Source organism: Nocardia sp. NPDC049935 (assembly GCF_055586645.1).
Genome location: NZ_JBVJHV010000001.1, coordinates 48,383 through 63,937, shown reverse-complemented (window position 1 = coordinate 63,937; position 15,555 = coordinate 48,383). Strand labels below are relative to the sequence as shown.

The 15,555-nt window shown below is 67.9% G+C and carries 15 protein-coding genes; 4 read left to right on the top strand and 11 right to left on the bottom strand.

Features of this window, described 5'->3' with window-relative positions; genetic code table 11:
• Nucleotides 1-138 precede the first annotated feature (138 nt).
• Nucleotides 139-366 (top strand): hypothetical protein, encoded by a 228-nt coding sequence (locus ACZ6SF_RS00310; protein WP_466059332.1) that lies wholly within the window; start codon nt 139-141, stop codon nt 364-366.
• Nucleotides 367-376: 10 nt separating this feature from the next.
• Here ACZ6SF_RS00310 and ACZ6SF_RS00305 read toward each other — a convergent pair whose 3' ends face one another.
• The 4 genes from ACZ6SF_RS00305 to ACZ6SF_RS00290 form a co-directional block, all read right to left on the bottom strand.
• Entirely contained in the window at nt 377-2,170 is a 1,794-nt protein-coding gene (locus ACZ6SF_RS00305; RefSeq protein ID WP_466059331.1) for a penicillin-binding transpeptidase domain-containing protein, read from the bottom strand.
• A 62-nt stretch (nt 2,171-2,232) separates the two neighbouring features.
• Nucleotides 2,233-3,096 (bottom strand): GNAT family N-acetyltransferase, encoded by an 864-nt coding sequence (locus ACZ6SF_RS00300; protein ID WP_466059329.1) that lies wholly within the window; start codon nt 3,094-3,096, stop codon nt 2,233-2,235.
• A gap of 124 nt (nt 3,097-3,220) precedes the next feature.
• The gene (ispG, locus tag ACZ6SF_RS00295) at nt 3,221-4,378 is read right to left on the bottom strand and encodes a flavodoxin-dependent (E)-4-hydroxy-3-methylbut-2-enyl-diphosphate synthase (RefSeq protein ID WP_466059328.1); all 1,158 of its coding nucleotides are present in this window, start codon (nt 4,376-4,378) and stop codon (nt 3,221-3,223) included.
• A gap of 169 nt (nt 4,379-4,547) precedes the next feature.
• Nucleotides 4,548-4,811, bottom strand: coding sequence for a DUF2631 domain-containing protein (locus tag ACZ6SF_RS00290; RefSeq protein ID WP_466059326.1), 264 nt, complete (start codon nt 4,809-4,811; stop codon nt 4,548-4,550).
• Between the two features lie 94 nt (nt 4,812-4,905).
• Here ACZ6SF_RS00290 and dxr point away from each other — a divergent pair, with 94 nt between their 5' ends.
• Both dxr and ACZ6SF_RS00280 read left to right on the top strand, forming a co-directional pair.
• A complete protein-coding gene (dxr, locus tag ACZ6SF_RS00285; protein WP_466059324.1) occupies nt 4,906-6,045 on the top strand; it encodes a 1-deoxy-D-xylulose-5-phosphate reductoisomerase in 1,140 nt (379 codons plus the stop codon).
• Between the two features lie 125 nt (nt 6,046-6,170).
• On the top strand, nt 6,171-7,370 hold the full coding sequence (locus ACZ6SF_RS00280; protein WP_466059323.1) for a M50 family metallopeptidase: 1,200 nt from the start codon (nt 6,171-6,173) through the stop codon (nt 7,368-7,370).
• 76 nt (nt 7,371-7,446) lie between these two features.
• On the opposite strand, the gene ACZ6SF_RS00275 is transcribed toward ACZ6SF_RS00280, so the two are convergent.
• From ACZ6SF_RS00275 to rlmN, 3 genes are all read right to left on the bottom strand, one after another.
• The gene (locus ACZ6SF_RS00275) at nt 7,447-8,283 is read right to left on the bottom strand and encodes an AAA family ATPase (protein ID WP_466059321.1); all 837 of its coding nucleotides are present in this window, start codon (nt 8,281-8,283) and stop codon (nt 7,447-7,449) included.
• Nucleotides 8,284-8,750: 467 nt separating this feature from the next.
• Nucleotides 8,751-9,962 (bottom strand): L-2-hydroxyglutarate oxidase, encoded by a 1,212-nt coding sequence (gene lhgO / locus ACZ6SF_RS00270; RefSeq protein ID WP_466059319.1) that lies wholly within the window; start codon nt 9,960-9,962, stop codon nt 8,751-8,753.
• 105 nt (nt 9,963-10,067) lie between these two features.
• Nucleotides 10,068-11,177 (bottom strand): dual-specificity RNA methyltransferase RlmN, encoded by a 1,110-nt coding sequence (gene rlmN, locus ACZ6SF_RS00265; protein WP_466059317.1) that lies wholly within the window; start codon nt 11,175-11,177, stop codon nt 10,068-10,070.
• A 131-nt stretch (nt 11,178-11,308) separates the two neighbouring features.
• On the opposite strand from rlmN, the gene ACZ6SF_RS00260 reads away from it, so the two are divergent.
• Entirely contained in the window at nt 11,309-11,686 is a 378-nt protein-coding gene (locus ACZ6SF_RS00260) for a LapA family protein (RefSeq protein ID WP_466059316.1), read from the top strand.
• Between the two features lie 15 nt (nt 11,687-11,701).
• Here the strand turns inward: ACZ6SF_RS00260 and ACZ6SF_RS00255 are convergent, their stop codons facing one another.
• The 4 genes from ACZ6SF_RS00255 to tsf form a co-directional block, all read right to left on the bottom strand.
• Nucleotides 11,702-12,757 carry a phosphatidate cytidylyltransferase gene (locus ACZ6SF_RS00255; RefSeq protein ID WP_466061285.1) on the bottom strand — a complete coding sequence of 352 codons (1,056 nt, stop codon included), beginning with the start codon at nt 12,755-12,757 and terminating at the stop codon, nt 11,702-11,704.
• A 241-nt stretch (nt 12,758-12,998) separates the two neighbouring features.
• Complete coding sequence (gene frr, locus ACZ6SF_RS00250) at nt 12,999-13,556, bottom strand: ribosome recycling factor (RefSeq protein WP_466059315.1); 558 nt, start codon at nt 13,554-13,556, stop codon at nt 12,999-13,001.
• A gap of 51 nt (nt 13,557-13,607) precedes the next feature.
• The gene (gene pyrH / locus ACZ6SF_RS00245; RefSeq protein WP_466059313.1) at nt 13,608-14,336 is read right to left on the bottom strand and encodes a UMP kinase; all 729 of its coding nucleotides are present in this window, start codon (nt 14,334-14,336) and stop codon (nt 13,608-13,610) included.
• Nucleotides 14,337-14,588: 252 nt separating this feature from the next.
• Complete coding sequence (tsf, locus tag ACZ6SF_RS00240; RefSeq protein ID WP_466059311.1) at nt 14,589-15,413, bottom strand: translation elongation factor Ts; 825 nt, start codon at nt 15,411-15,413, stop codon at nt 14,589-14,591.
• Nucleotides 15,414-15,555: the final 142 nt, after the last annotated feature.

Genomic DNA, 15,555 nt, shown 5'->3' with positions numbered 1-15,555 from the left:
CATCTTGTCTCGGCACGCGCCCCCGGCTTAGGTTGACCTGAGCAGCAAATCATCAGACAACTCTTCCGCAGAGCCCGGTCGCGCAGGAGCCTCCCGAGCTCGTTATCTGTCGAACCTCTGATTCGGAGGGAGCCGGAAATGAAGCGTTCCACCGTTGCTCTCATCACCGCCGGGATGATTCTCGGCGGCACCGGGGTGGTCGAAATCCTCGGAACGGATACCGCCTCGTCCGCCCCGGTCGCGGACCGGACCGTCTCGGTCGTCGCGCCGGCCCGCGTCAGCGATGCGGTGACCACCGATACCGGTATCCCCTATATCGGCCACCGTTTCGCGACCGCGTCCGCGGCCACCGGCACCGGCCCCTGACCCACAGCGTTCACCCGCCGCCGGCGAGAGCGGCCAGCATATCCCGGGTCACGGCCACCGCGTTATCGGAACTTCCGCCCTCGACCAGCAGCGTCGCGAACGCCAGATCGCCGCGGTATCCGACGAACCAGGAATGGGAACCGCCGTCCACCTCGGCCTCACCGGTCTTCCCGTACACCTCGCCCTGATCGGCGATCCGGTTCGCGGTCCCGGAGACCACCACCTCCCGCATCATGGTTCGCAGGCCCCGCACCACCTCCGGATCGAGGGCGGGCCGCTCCCCGTTCACCACGGCGGGCTGGCCGGCGATCAGGAATGGCGTGGGAGCACTGCCCTGCGCGATCGTCGCGGCCATCAGCGCCATACCGAAGGGGCTGGTGACGACCCGGCCCTGGCCGATACCGTCCTCGGTGCGCTGTGTGCGGTCCTCGGCGGCGGGCACCGATCCGGAGAACGCGGGCAGGCCGGGAATCGTGTATTCCGGCCCGATGCCGAATTCCGCCGCTTGCTCGGACAGAGCGTCGCCGGGCAACCGGCTGGCCAATTTCGCGAAGGACGTATTGCACGAGCGCGCGTAGGCGGTGGTCATCGGTACGTCGCCGACCGTGAATCCGTTGTAGTTCGGGATCATCCGCTCGCCGATGGTGATCGAACTCGGGCACGCCAGCACGGTATCGGGGGTGGCCAGACCTTCGGATATCGCGGCGGCGGCGGTCACCGTCTTGAACACCGACCCCGGCGGATACTGGCCGATGGTGGCCACCGGCCCGTCCCTGTCGGCGGCCGCGTTCTGCGCGACCGCGAGAATGCCGCCGGTGGAGGGTTCGATCACCACCATCATGGTCTGCTCGCGGCGGCCGTCGACCGCGCGCTGGGCCGCGTTCTGCACCCGCCGGTCCACACTCAGCGCGAACGACGGCGCGGGCCGGGCCGCCACCTCGTAGAGCACCCCGGTCTCGGCGCCGTTCGCGTTGCGCGCCACCACCTGCCAGCCGGCGCGCCCGTCCACGTCGTCGATCACCGTCCGCCGGATCTGGGTCATCAGATCGGGGGCGAACGCGCGGTCGGTGGGCGTCATATCCCATTCCTGGGTGATCCGTACTCCCGGGAGCCCGATGAGCTGCGGGCCGGTCCGGCCGAATTCGGTTTCGTTCAGCACGATCACCGTGTACGCGCCCTCCGCGCCGCGCGCCGAATCCAGAATCCGCTCCGGCGTGAGCCGTTCGTCGATATCGCCGAGCGCCGCGGCGAGCGCGGCCGCCACCCGTTGCGGATCGGGGCTGTCCGCGGCGTCGAAGGTCACCCGGGAGACCGTGCCCGGGACCAGCACATCGCTGCCGGACTGCTCGTTCACCCGCGCCTGCGGGGCGGGCCGGATGGACAGCGCCATGGTCTGGGTGTCGCCGAGCCGGGGATGCACGGCCGATCCGCTCCAGCGCACGGTCCAGGCGCCGCCGGTGCGCACCAGCGGCAGCTGCCCGGAGTAGGTCCAGACGCGGTCGCCCGGCAACCGCCATTCGTAGGTGTAGTCGACGGTGGCCGTATCACCGGTGATCCGGGCGGCGCCGGTCTTCGGACGCAGTTCCTCGGCGGCCAGTTCCTCCCAGACCGAAGTCAGCGCGGCGGCGGCCTTCTCGGGCCGGTTGGTCCGCGCGGCAGCGGCGTCGGCATCGCGGGCGCCGAATGCCTCGACGAAGGCCCGTGCGGCGGTGATCGGCCCGTGGGCGCCCATACCGCAGGCCGTCACCGCGGAGGCCAGGGCAGCGACCGCGAGCACGATTACGACTACCGGACGGATCGTCATCGGCCCCGATGGTAATCACACAACACCGGTGATCACCTGCGGCGCACCGGATCCTGCTCCGATCAGTCCAGCAGAACGGTGGTGAAGGTCGCGATCTGCCGGAATCCGACCGCCCGATAGGCGCGCCGGGCGATCTCGTTGTAGTCGTTGACGTAGAGGCTGGCTGTCCGGCCTGTCGCGAGCACCGCGTTCGCCACCGCGGCCGTCCCGGCGGTCCCCAGGCCCTGCCCACGGTGGTCCGGATGTACCCAGACGCCCTGGATCTGACCGGTGCGCGTGGACATCGCACCCACCTCGGCCTTGTAGGCGACCTCCCCATCGATGAACCGCGCCCAGGCCCGGCCCGCCTCGATCAGCCCGGCGACCCGGCGCCGGTAGCCGCGACCGCCGTCGCCCGCCCGCGGATCCACCCCGACCTCTTCGATGAACATGGCGATGGCGGCGGTGAGATACCGGTCGAGTTCCTCGGGCCGGACCGGCCGCACCGCGGAGTCGGCCGCGGACAACGCGGTATCGGTGAGCGCCAGCAGGGGCTGAGTGGCGCGTAGTTCCCGTTCCGGACCCCAGTGGTCGGCGAGCATCTCCCACAGCGGCAGCGCGAGTTCCCGGCGGCCCACCACGGAGGAACACAGGCGCGGCCACCGGATCGCCCGGTCGGCGAAGGCGCGCAGGGCGTCGCGGCCACCGCGCAGCGGGATGAGATTCACCCCGGAGAAGCACAGCGATTCGGCCGGACCGCCGTGGCTCCACAGTTCACCGTGGCCGTACCGGTTGTCCAGACCGTATTCCTGTAGCCGGGCAGCGACCATGCAGGCGGCCACCGGATCGTCGTCGAGCACCCGCAGCACCTGCGCCAGGTCCCGCTTGGCGAGCTGACGCGCGGGAACGGTTTTCGCGCGCCGGGTCGGCTCCAGCAGACTCCGCACCTACAACAGCCTGCCATGAACCGCGCCCGCGCGGAACGGATATCCGGAAAGCGCACGCCGCCCGGCGCGAACGGGCGCGGCGCGCGTTCGCCCGCGGTACCCGCGGGCGAACGTATCCGGACCGTCAGCCGACGCTGACGACCGGTTCCCCGGTTCCCGCGTCCGCACCCATCTCCTCGGCGATACGCATGGCCTCTTCGATCAGAGTTTCCACGATCTGCGCCTCGGGAACGGTCTTGATCACCTCGCCCTTGACGAAGATCTGACCCTTCCCGTTGCCGGAGGCGACACCGAGGTCGGCTTCACGCGCCTCCCCAGGACCGTTCACCACACAACCCATGACCGCCACCCGCAGCGGAACCTCGAGCCCGTCCAGACCCGCGGTGACCTCGTTGGCGAGGGTGTAGACGTCGACCTGGGCACGACCGCAGGAGGGGCAGGACACGATCTCGAGCTTGCGCGGGCGCAGGTTGAGCGACTGCAGGATCTGGTCGCCGACCTTCACCTCCTCGGCCGGCGGCGCGGACAGCGAGACCCGGACGGTATCGCCGATGCCCTCGCTGAGCAGCGCACCGAAGGCCACCGCGGATTTCACGGTGCCCTGGAACGCCGGGCCCGCCTCGGTGACGCCCAGATGCAGCGGATAGTCGCTCTGCGCGGCGAGCTGCCGGTATGCCTCGACCATCACGACCGGGTCGTTGTGCTTGACCGAGATCTTGATATCGCCGAAGCCGTGCTCCTCGAACAGGCCCGCCTCCCACAGCGCGGATTCCACCAGCGCCTCCGGGGTTGCCTTGCCGTATTTGGCCAGCATCCGCTTGTCCAGGGATCCGGCGTTCACGCCGATCCGGATCGGGATCCCGGCGGCGCCGGCCGCCTTGGCGACCTCGGCCACCCGGCCGTCGAATTCCTTGATATTGCCCGGGTTCACCCGCACCGCCGCGCAACCCGCGTCGATCGCGGCGAAGATATAGCGCGGCTGGAAATGGATATCGGCGATCACCGGGATCTGCGATTTCTTCGCGATCAGGGGTAGCGCGTCGGCATCTTCCTGCCGCGGGCACGCCACACGCACGATATCGCAGCCCGACGCGGTGAGCTCCGCGATCTGCTGCAACGTCGCGTTGACATCGTGGGTCTTGGTCGTCGTCATCGACTGCACCGAGATCGGGTGGTCGCTGCCGACACCGACACCGCCCACCATCAGCTGACGGGTCTTGCGCCGCGGTGCGAGCACCGCAGCAGGTGCGGTCGGCATCCCCAATCCGACTGTGCTGGTCACTTTCGGCTGCCTACTTTCGTACTGGTCCGGCCGGTCGCTGCCGAGTCTAGTCCGGCCGCGACGGGGCGCCGCCGAGACATGGGCAACAGCGGCGACCGCCACCCGCACGTCACCGGGGCGTAACCCACCGGACGCCCGGGACAGTAGGCGCGATCAGAGAAATCGCAGATCAGCGCGGTTTACGCCGGTAGATCACGTCGTAGATCAGGATTCCGGCCAGGGCGGCGGCGAAGCCGACCAGGTAGAGATCCTCGACCTTGCCCGAATGATTGCCGATCAGCATGCCGAGCAGGATGACGATCACGACCACCGCCGCGACCCGGAAGGTCTTGTGCGATTCACCGCTCCAGCCCCAGGCGGCCGACGGAACCTCTGCGGGGTCCACCTTGGTGATGACCTTGTCGGTGGTGGGCTCGATTTCCGTGGCGGCCACGATCGCTCCTCCTCGAGAGAACGGATACTGCGGATATCGTGGCATACGACCGCCCGTCGTAGCCAGCAGGGGCGGGGTCGGCGACAATGGGCGGGTGTCAGATCTCCGCAGAGTCCTCCTGCTCGGCAGCACCGGTTCCATCGGCACCCAGGCGCTCGAGGTGATCGCCGCCAACCCGGACAGATTCGAGATCGTCGGACTGGCCGCCGGCGGTGGCAACACCGAACTGCTGGCCGCGCAGATGGCCGCCACCGGCACCACCAACGTCGCCGTCGCCGACCCCGCCGCCGCGACCGCGCTCGGAGTGCCCTTCGCCGGTCCGGGCGCGGCGACCGAACTGGTCCGTCGCACCGAGGCCGATGTGGTGCTCAACGCGCTGGTGGGGTCACTCGGGTTGGAGCCCACACTGGCCGCGCTCGAATCGGGCGCGACGCTCGCGCTGGCGAACAAGGAATCACTGGTCGCGGGCGGTTCGCTGGTCACCCGGGCCGCGAAACCCGGGCAGCTCGTACCCGTGGACTCCGAGCATTCGGCGCTGGCGCAGTGCCTGCGCGGCGGTCGCGCCGACGAGGTCGACCGGTTGATCCTCACCGCTTCCGGCGGCCCGTTCCGCGGCTGGACCACCGAGATGCTGGACGGGGTGAACCCGGCCGAGGCGAAAACCCACCCGACCTGGTCGATGGGGCCGATGAACACCCTGAACTCGGCATCGCTGGTGAACAAGGGCCTCGAACTCATCGAAACGCATCTGCTGTTCGGTATCCCCTACGACCGCATCGAGGTCACCGTGCACCCGCAGTCGATCGTGCACTCCATGGTCACCTTCACCGACGGCTCCACCCTGGCCCAGGCCAGCCCGCCCGATATGAAACTGCCCATCGCGCTGGCGCTGGGCTGGCCGGACCGGGTTCCCGGAGCCGCCGCCGCCTGCGATTTCGGCACCGCCGCGACCTGGACCTTCGAACCCGTCGACAGCACGGTGTTCCCAGCGGTGGAGCTGGCCCGCGAGGCCGGTACCGCGGGCGGCTGTGTGACCGCCGTCTACAACGCCGCCAACGAGGTCGCGGTCGCCGCGTTCCTCGATGGCCGGATCCGCTTCCCGCAGATCGTGCGCACCGTGGCACAGGCCGTCCGCGACGCCGGGCAATGGCGCGCCGAACCCACCGAACTCGCCGAGGTCCTCGCCGCCGACGAATGGGCGCGTGACCGGGCCCGCACCCTCATCGGCCGGTAATCCGTGTCCCAGATGGTCGAGGGAGTCCGCGCGGGCGGTTACTGTGGTTACGTGCTCGCGGCCGCTGGGGTCTTCGTGCGGGCCGGGATCACTGATCTGCGCACCGCAGGAGGGCTGTAGACCACATGCTGTTCGTGTTGGGGTTCGTGCTGTTCGCCCTCGGCATCACGATTTCGATCGCACTGCACGAATGCGGGCATATGTGGACCGCGCAGGCGACCGGGATGAAGGTGCGCCGGTACTTCATCGGCTTCGGTCCCAAGATGTTCTCGTTCCGCCGCGGCGAAACCGAGTACGGCGTCAAATGGCTCCCGCTCGGCGGGTTCTGCGATATCGCGGGGATGACCGCGCTCGACGAACTCGAACCCGAGGAAGTCGATCGCGCGATGTACCGGCAGGCCACCTGGAAACGCCTGGTGGTGATGTCCGGCGGTATCGCGATGAACTTCGTGCTGGGCTTCCTGCTGATCGTTGTGCTGGCGGTCGGCTGGGGCCTGCCCGATCTGAACCAGCCGGCCACCGCCCTGGGAAATATGAGCTGCGTGGCCACTCAGCACCCCGACGGCACCCTCGATGCCTGCACCGGCCCCGGCCCGGCACAACGGGCCGGTCTCCAGCGTGGTGATGTGGTCACCGCGGTCAACGGCGTGGAGGTAAGCGCCTGGGACGAGTTCCAGAGCCGCACGCAGGAACAAACCGGGCCGTTCACCTACACCGTCGAGCGTGATGGACAGTCGATGGATATCGAGGTCGTTCCCGAACGCGCGATGCGGTACCCGAAAGACGGTGGCCCCGGTCGAGAGGTCAGCGTGGTCGGCGTGGGCCAAGACTACAAAGAACCCACCCAGTATGGTCTGATCTCCGCGATTCCGGCATCGGCCGCATTCACCGGCGAGATGTTCATTCGTACCTTCCAGTCGCTGGCCCAGATGCCTGCAAAGGTCGCGGATCTGTGGGAGGCGGTTACCGGCGGCGAACGCGATGACGAAACTCCGGTGAGCATCTACGGCGCCAGCAAGATCGGTGGCGAGACCGCCGAGCGCGGGTACTGGAACGTTTTCATCATGGTGCTGGCCAGCTTGAATTTCTTCTTGGGCGCATTCAATCTGCTACCACTTCTCCCGCTCGACGGTGGCCATATCGCTGTGGTGCTCTACGAAAAGCTCCGGAACACCGTACGCGGATGGAAGGGGCAGGCACCCGGAGCTCCGGTCGACTATCTGAAGCTCCTACCGCTCACCTATGTCGCGGTGGTCATCGGTGGCGCCTACATGATGCTCACCCTGGCCGCCGACATCATCAATCCGATCCAGCTTTTTCCCTGATGGTTATTCGGCCGGGAAAGAGATCCGGCCGGCGCCAACCTTTCCCGTGGTGCGGCGGTACGAAATCGGCACCCGCTCAGCCTCCGTCGAGGAGGTGTCGCAGGTAGTGCTCGGGCCGGGCCAGAAACTCCCGGGTCAGGCTCACCGGCGATGCCTCGCTGAAAGCTACGGTCTCGATCGAACCTTCCTCGTCGATCTGGTAGATCGTCGCCTCGGGCAGAGCCAGCAGGATTGGCGAATGGGTTGCCACCACGAACTGGGCCCCCTGCCTCACCAGCTCCGACATGCGGACGAGAACGGTCATGCAACCTCGAGGCGAGAGCGCGGCCTCGGGTTCGTCCATCAGGTACAGCCCACCCGCAACGAACCGATGACGCAGCAGTTCCACGAATGATTCGCCATGCGAACGGTCGTGCAGCGAACGCCCGCCGATCGCGGCAATCTGCTCCGGTCCCAACCGCTCGGTTTCGGTGGCGACATTGTAAAACGACTCGGCGCGTAGGAAGAAACGGCTGCGAGGTTTGGTGGTACCCCACTGCAGTATGAGGTGCTCACCCAAATCGGATTCGGTGGATCGGGTGGCGAACCGGTAATTTTGACTGCCGCCCTCGGGATTGAGCCCTGCCGCCACGGCAATGGCCTCGAGCAGTGTGGACTTTCCACTACCGTTCTCGCCGACCAGAAAGGTCACCCCTGGTTCCAGCGGCAGACCTCCGGCGCGCATCAGCCAGCGCACAGCGGGGAGATCGAATGGATAACCATGATTCGTGTGGGCACCGAGACGGATCCCACGGAGGTAGTGAGCCAACCTGCTGTCGCAGACCATGAATTCGACCCTATCAGCGAATCTCCCGCGACCGATCGCGATGCGCCGCCCTCGGCAGGCGAGCGATACCACCACCATGCGCAGCATTTGGGGGCGATTCCCTACAATGCCGCGCAGGGACCGACGATCGATCAGGCGGTGGGTGGCCGGCCGACCAAAGCCGTGACACCGGTGTCCAACGGAACGCAAGCCGCATTCGGCCCGAAATCACCGGTATCCAGGGCGTGCTTGCATTCTTGGTACGAGTTGTACAACCGGAGCACCTCGTCTTCCCAGCCTGTGTCGACCGGCGCTGAAACGACCGACTGATCGTGGGGCCCGACCGACGGGATGTGTGCCGCGGCAGTCGTTTCCGTAGCCAATGATCCGAGAACGGATACGAACCCACACAGGACAGAGGTAAATACGGCTCTACTGAACATTTTTCCCCTCCCGGAAAAGCACCCACTCCCCGTAAGTACTGGTCCGAATCATCCGCCACCTCGGACTTCGTGTCAACCGCGATACCGTTTCGAAAGTGGCAGTGTGCAGGGAATGCAGCATCGGGCAGCTTGTCAGCGCGCTGTGGTGTTCCTGCCCTCGATGACGTCGACCACGTATTCGGCGATGGCGAGCGACGAGGTCGCCGCGGGTGAGGGTGCGTTGCGGACCGCGGTGACCGGGCCGAGGCGGTCGATCCGGAAATCGTCGACCAGGGTCCCGTCGGCATCGAGAGCCTGCGCCCGCACCCCGCTGCCACCGCGCACCACATCCGCGGCGCCGATATCCGGAATATAGCGCTGCGCCCGGCGCATATACGCCGACTTCGACAGCGAGCCGTACACCTCCTCGATCCCGGTCCGCCAATGCTGCCGGGCCATCCGCCGGAAACCGGGCCAGCGCAACGTATCCGCGAGATCGCGGGCCGAGAACTGCCCGCGCCGATACCCCTCCCGCGCGAACGCCAGGACCGCGTTGGGCCCCACCTCCACGGTGCCCGAGACCCGTCGCGTGAAATGCACGCCCAGGAACGGATACCGCGGGTCCGGTACCGGATACACCAGCCCCCGCACCCGCTCCGCCTTCGCGGGAACGACGTTCATGTACTCACCGCGGAACGGCACGATCCGGGGACCGCGTTCGGCGCCGGCCAGACCGGCCACGGTATCGGCGTGCAATCCGGCGCAGAGGATCACCCGGTCGGCGCGTACCCGCTCGTCGCCCAGGGCGATCTCGACTCCCGAGGAGTGCGGGGTGATCCCGTCGACCGCACTGGCGAATCGCACCTCACCACCGGATTCCACCAGATCCGCCGCGAAGGATTCCGCGATACCGCGGAAATCGGTGATCGCGGTCCGCGGCGAATACAGGGCCGCGATGCCCTCCGCGAACGGTTCGATCTCCCGGATCCCGTTCCGGTCCACCCGGCGCAATCCCGGGACCGCGTTCTCGCCCGCGCGCGCTTCCAGCGCTTCCAGCCGCGGTAGCTCGTCCTCGTCGACCGCGATCACGAGTTTGCCGCATTCGTCGTAGGCCAGGCTCCGCTCGATGCAGTACTCCCGCAGCAGCGACCGTCCCCGCGTGCACAGCGCGGCCTTCAAACTTCCCGGCTGGTAATAGATCCCGGCGTGCACCACGCCGGAGTTGTGCCCGGTCTGATGGGCACCGACGTGATCCTCCTTCTCCAGCACCACGATCCGGTCCCCCGGGCGGCGGCGGGCCAGCTCCCGCCCGATCGCCAGCCCCACGATTCCCGCCCCCACGATCGCGACGACACGGTCGGCCATCCGTCGTTCTCCTATCCGGACCGGGCCGGCCGCAGGCCTACGGCTGCGCCGGCGCGTCGAACGGTGTGGTCACCTCGACGGGACCACCCCAGCGATTCGTTCCGCTCAGCCCTCGGCGGCGAGCTGGCCGCAGGCGGCCGCGATCTCCTGGCCGCGGGTATCGCGGACCGTGCAGGGCACGCCCTGTGCCTCCACCCGGCGGACGAATTCCCGTTCCACCGGCTTCGGGCTGGCGTCCCATTTGCTGCCCGGGGTGGGGTTGAGGGGGATGACGTTGACATGTACCCGCGAGCCGAGCGCCTTGTGCAGCTTCGACCCGAGCATGTCCGCCCGCCACGGCTGATCGTTGATATCGCGGATGAGCGCGTACTCGATGGATATCCGGCGACCGGACTTGTCGGCGTAGTAGCGGGCGGCGTCGAGGACCTCGCGCACCGGCCATCGGTTGTTCACCGGAACCAGCGTGTCGCGGAGTTCGTCGTCGGGTGTGTGCAGGGAGACCGCGAGGGTCACCGACAGATCCTCGTCGGCGAGTTTACGGATCGCCGGGGCCAGGCCGACGGTGGACACCACCACATTGCGCTGGGAGATACCGAGACCGTCCGGCGCGGGCGAGGTGATGCGGCGGACCGCGTTCACCACCCGCTTGTAGTTGGCCAGCGGCTCCCCCATCCCCATGAAGACGATATTGGACAGCCGTCCCGGCCCACCCGCTACCGCGCCGTCGCGCAGGTCCGCGGCGGCGGCACGGACCTGGTCGACGATCTCGGCGGTGGACAGGTTGCGGTTCAGCCCACCCTGCCCGGTCGCGCAGAACGGGCACGCCATCCCGCAACCGGCCTGGCTCGAGATACACAGCGTGGCGCGGTCGGGGTAACGCATCAGCACGCTTTCCAGCAGGGTGCCGTCACCGGCACGCCAGAGCGTCTTGCGTGTTTCCCCGGCATCGCAGACCACCTGCCGCAGCGGGGTGAGCAGGGGCGGGAACAAGGTCTCGGCGATCGTGTCGCGGACCGCCGCGGGCAGATCGGTCATCCGGGCCGGATCGGCCTGCAGCCGCCCGTAGTACTGGCGGGCGATCTGATCGGCGCGGAACTTCGGCAGACCCAGCTCCGCCATCGCGGCCCGGCGACCGTCGGCGTCGAGGTCGGCGAGATGGCGGGGCGGCATACCGCGGCGCGGGGCGTCGAATACCAGGGGCAGGGGGGCGGTCATAGTGCTTCCAGTGTGTCATCTCGGCGGATGTGATCCACGCCGAGCCGACCGAACCGGCCCCGGACGCCCTCGCGGCGACGGGCTGACCGGAAATCCGTGCGGGGACGATAGCTGTCGGCAATCATCGACATATGGCGACCTCTGACGACCGAACCCACGACACCGGCGCGCTGCCGAAGAACCAGCCGCCGGACGTACCGGACTTCCCCGGCTCCACCGATCCTGCCGCGATCGGGGGTGAGCCCGCCTCCCACGAACCCTATGAGCTGGGGCGTTCCCGCGTCGGCATCACCTGGATCGCGCTGATCGTCGCGGCCCTGCTCGGTATCGTGCTGCTGATCTTCATCATCCAGAACTCCGAGAGCACCGAGGTGGAGATGCTGTTCTGGAGCTTCTCGCTCCCCCTGGGCGTGACGATCCTGCTCTCGGTGATCGCCGGAGCCCTGGTGATGGCGCTGGTGGGTGGTGTGCGGATCATCCAGTTGCGGCGGGCGGTCCACCGCGACTGATCCACTGCCCCGGGCTCAGATCAGGGTGCTGAGCACCAGCCAGGACACGAAGGCCGACGGCAGCATGGAATCGAGCCGGTCCATGATTCCGCCGTGGCCGGGCAGCATGGTGCCCATATCCTTGATCCCCAGCTCGCGTTTGATCTGCGATTCGATGAGGTCGCCGAGAGTCGCGATGACCACCAGGCCGACACCGAGCACGACACCGATCATCGAGTTGGCCTCGAGCAGCAGGGTCACGGTGAGCAGACCACCGATGATGGCGAAGACCAGCGATCCGCAGAAGCCCTCCCAGGACTTCTTCGGGCTGATCGAGGGCACCATGGGATGGCGCCCGAACAGCACGCCGGCGACGTAGCCGCCCACATCGGAGCACACCACCAGGATCATGAACGTCAGCACCCGCAGGTTGCCGTCGGGATCCTCGAGCAGCAGCAGAACCGCGAACGAGGCCAGCAGCGGAATCCAGGCCAGGGTGAACACGGTGATGGCGGTATCGCGCAGGAAGTTGCGCGGCGCGGTCCGCAGACCGTGATCGAACAGCCGCCACACCATGCAGGTCAGCGCCGTCGCGGCGAAGGACCCGGCGACTCCTCCCGCCCCGAACGGCCAGCCCAGCCAGAACACCGCCTGACCGCCGACGATCAACGGAACGCGGGGAACCAGCACATCGGCTTCCCGCAGCCGTTTGGCGACCTCCCAGGTCGCGATGCCGACGGCGACACCGGCGACACCGATGAACACCTTGGGAACGAACAGCAGGATGGCGATCAGCGAGATGCCGAGCGTCAGCCCCACCGCGAGTGCGGCGGGGAGGTTACGTCCGGCGCGCGACCCCCGGCCTCCGCCGCCCGCCGCGGCCGCGGCGGAGGTCTCCGCGGGGGCATCAGCCGGTGCGGTACCTGCGGAGACACCGGTCGGTTGCGTCTCCGCGGGGGCATCGGCCGATGCGGCGCCCGCGGGCGCACCGGTCGGTGCCGGTGTCGGTTCGGATATGCCCTCGGCCGGCGGCTGCGGTCGGGCCGCACCGGTCGCGGCGGCTTTCTCGGCCACGATTGTCCCGTCGCTCAACTCGTCGTCGTTCCGTTCGTTCCCCACCCGAAAGCGGGCGTTGTCCGCTGTTCTCATTGTGCGGCATCCACCGACCTCGCCGAGTCACGTGAACCGCCGACCGGTGCCCCTGCGAATCGGCACCGTATTCCGCCCGGCACCTACCGCTCGTGCCGCCGGACCCTCCTGCGCGTCCCGGCCGGACCCCGCGCGCCTGCGCAAGGTACCACCACCGGTACCGCCGATATACCCGAGATCCTGCTCAGATCTCGAGCAGCTCGCCTTCCTTGTGCTTCACCAGTTCGTCGACCTGGCCGACGTAGCGCGCGGTGGTCTTGTCGAGTTCCTTCTCGGCCCGCCCGACCTCGTCCTCGCCCGCCTCGCCGTCCTTCTGGATGCGGCCCAGTTCCTCCATCGCCTTACGACGCACGTTGCGGATGGCGACCTTGGCGTCCTCGCCCTTCTGCCTGGCCTGTTTGGCCAGTTCCCGGCGCCGCTCCTCGGTGAGCTGCGGGATGGAGATACGGAGAATATCGCCGTTGTTGGTCGGGTTCACACCCAGATCGGAGTTGCGGATCGCGGTTTCGATGGGCCCCAGCTGCGCCTGCTCGTAGGGTTTGACCACCACCATCCGCGGTTCCGGCACGGTGATACTCGACATCTGGGTGATCGGGGTCGGCGCTCCGTAATAGTCGACCACGACCCGGGCGAACATACCCGGATTCGCGCGCCCGGTACGGATTCTGCCGAGATCGTCCTTCGCCACCGAGACGGCCTTCTCCATCTTCTCCTCGGCGTCGAAGAGCGCTTCATCAATCACGACCGTTTCCTCCACTGCGTCGTCATCGTCATGACCCGCGGGCCCGCGGTATCAGGATCGAACCAATGTGCCGATCTTCTCACCGGCCACCGCCCGGGCGATATTGCCCTTGGTCAACAAATTGAACACCAGCATCGGCATCTGGTTGTCCATGCACAAACTGAACGCCGTCGCATCGGCGACCTTCAGATCGCGTTCGATCACTTCCTTGTGGGTGACCTCGTGGTACATCGTGGCGTCGGGGTCCAGACGCGGGTCGGCGGTGAACACACCGTCGACCGCCTTCGCCATCAGCACCACCTCGGCGCCGATCTCGAGTGCCCGCTGCGCGGCGGTCGTATCGGTCGAGAAGTACGGCATACCCATCCCCGCGCCGAAGATGACGACCCGGCCCTTCTCCAGATGCCGTTTGGCGCGCAGTGGCAGATACGGTTCGGCGACCTGTCCCATGGTGATCGCGGTCTGCACCCGGGTGTCCACACCCTGCTGCTGCAGGAAATCCTGGAGCGCCAGGCTGTTCATCACGGTGCCGAGCATGCCCATGTAATCAGAACGGGCGCGTTCCATACCGCGTTCCTCGAGTTCGGCGCCGCGGAAGAAGTTGCCGCCGCCGATCACCACCGCCACCTGTACGCCGGTGGAGACGACCTCCGCGATCTGTTCCGCCACCGTCTGCACCACATCGGGATCCAGGCCCACCATGCCGCCGCCGAACATCTCACCGCCGAGTTTCAGCAGTACCCGGCGATATCCTGGGCGGTCGGTCCCCGGGTGCGTCATCGGCTGGCGTCTCCTTCGGCGGTCGGTATCGATTCGTGGTGCTGTCGCGCCTGTGGGGCCGCCGCTGCGGCTACCCGGTTCCGCGGCCCCTCGCGGTACGCCGCGGCGGGCGAGGCGAACAGAAAGCGGCTTCTATCCTGCCCTACCGCCGTCGGGGCCCGAGGGCGGGGGCACCGCGCCGGCCGGTGGACCGGCCGCGCAGAAGTAAACCCCCGTCGCGGCGCTCGCGGCGGGGGTTCACAGGGTGGCAGGTCAGGCCTGGCCGACCTCGAAGCGGGCGAACTTGGTGACGGTGACACCGGCCTCGTCCAGCAGCGCCTTGACGGTCTTCTTGTTATCGGTGACCGACGGCTGCTCCAGCAGGACGACGTCCTTGAAGAATCCGTTGACCCGGCCCTCGGTGATCTTCGGGAGCGCGGCCTCGGGCTTACCCTCTTCGCGGGCGGTCTGCTCGGCGATACGACGCTCGTTCTCGACGATATCGGCGGGCACCTCGTCGCGGGTCACGTACTTGGCCTTGAGCGCGGCGACCTGCATGGCGGCGGCACGGGCGGCCTCGGCGGCCGCGTCACCGGAGCCGGTGTACTCGATCAGCACGCCGACGGCCGGCGGCAGATCCGACGCCCGCTTGTGCAGGTAGGTCGCGACCGGGCCGTCCAGGGAGACGACGCGGCGCAGTTCCAGCTTCTCGCCGATCTTGGCGGCCAGCGCCTGCAGCGCCTCGTCGACGGTCCCGCCGTCGAGGGCCACGGCCTTGAGGGCATCCACATCGGCGGGCTTGGCCGCGGCGGCGGCCGCCGCGATCTTATCGGCCAGCGCCTGGAACTCGGCGTTCTTGGCGACGAAGTCGGTTTCGGAGTTGATCTCGACCATCACGCCGTCCTTGGCGATGACCAGGCCCTCCGCGGTCGTGCGCTCGGCCCGCTTGCCGACATCCTTGGCGCCCTTGATGCGCAGCAGCTCGACGGCCTTGTCGAAATCGCCCTCGGTCTCGACCAGCGCGTTCTTACAATCCATCATTCCGGAGCCGGTGAGCTCCCGCAGCCGCTTCACGTCAGCGGCGGTGTAGTTCGCCATCGGGGGCGAGCCTCCTTCGAGAAAGTCTGATACCGGGCAGTGGTGGGGGACGCAGCCCCAGTGGGGTTCACCACAGTGGTTTTGTTTGCCCCCCGCGGGGGCGGCCCAAGGAGTGTGGCGGGGTCGGCCGCCCCAACACCGG

Bases quoted from the DNA above. Each gene is read 5' to 3' on its own strand.
- ACZ6SF_RS00310 (WP_466059332.1), top strand. From the start codon at position 139: ATGAAGCGTTCCACCGTTGCTCTCATCACCGCCGGGATGATTCTCGGC.
- ACZ6SF_RS00305 (WP_466059331.1), bottom strand. From the start codon at position 2,170: ATGACGATCCGTCCGGTAGTCGTAATCGTGCTCGCGGTCGCTGCCCTG.
- ACZ6SF_RS00280 (WP_466059323.1), top strand. From the start codon at position 6,171: ATGCTGTTCGTGTTGGGGTTCGTGCTGTTCGCCCTCGGCATCACGATT.
- ACZ6SF_RS00275 (WP_466059321.1), bottom strand. From the start codon at position 8,283: ATGCTGCGCATGGTGGTGGTATCGCTCGCCTGCCGAGGGCGGCGCATC.
- lhgO (WP_466059319.1), bottom strand. From the start codon at position 9,962: ATGGCCGACCGTGTCGTCGCGATCGTGGGGGCGGGAATCGTGGGGCTG.
- rlmN (WP_466059317.1), bottom strand. From the start codon at position 11,177: ATGACCGCCCCCCTGCCCCTGGTATTCGACGCCCCGCGCCGCGGTATG.
- ACZ6SF_RS00260 (WP_466059316.1), top strand. From the start codon at position 11,309: ATGGCGACCTCTGACGACCGAACCCACGACACCGGCGCGCTGCCGAAG.
- pyrH (WP_466059313.1), bottom strand. From the start codon at position 14,336: ATGACGCACCCGGGGACCGACCGCCCAGGATATCGCCGGGTACTGCTG.
- tsf (WP_466059311.1), bottom strand. From the start codon at position 15,413: ATGGCGAACTACACCGCCGCTGACGTGAAGCGGCTGCGGGAGCTCACC.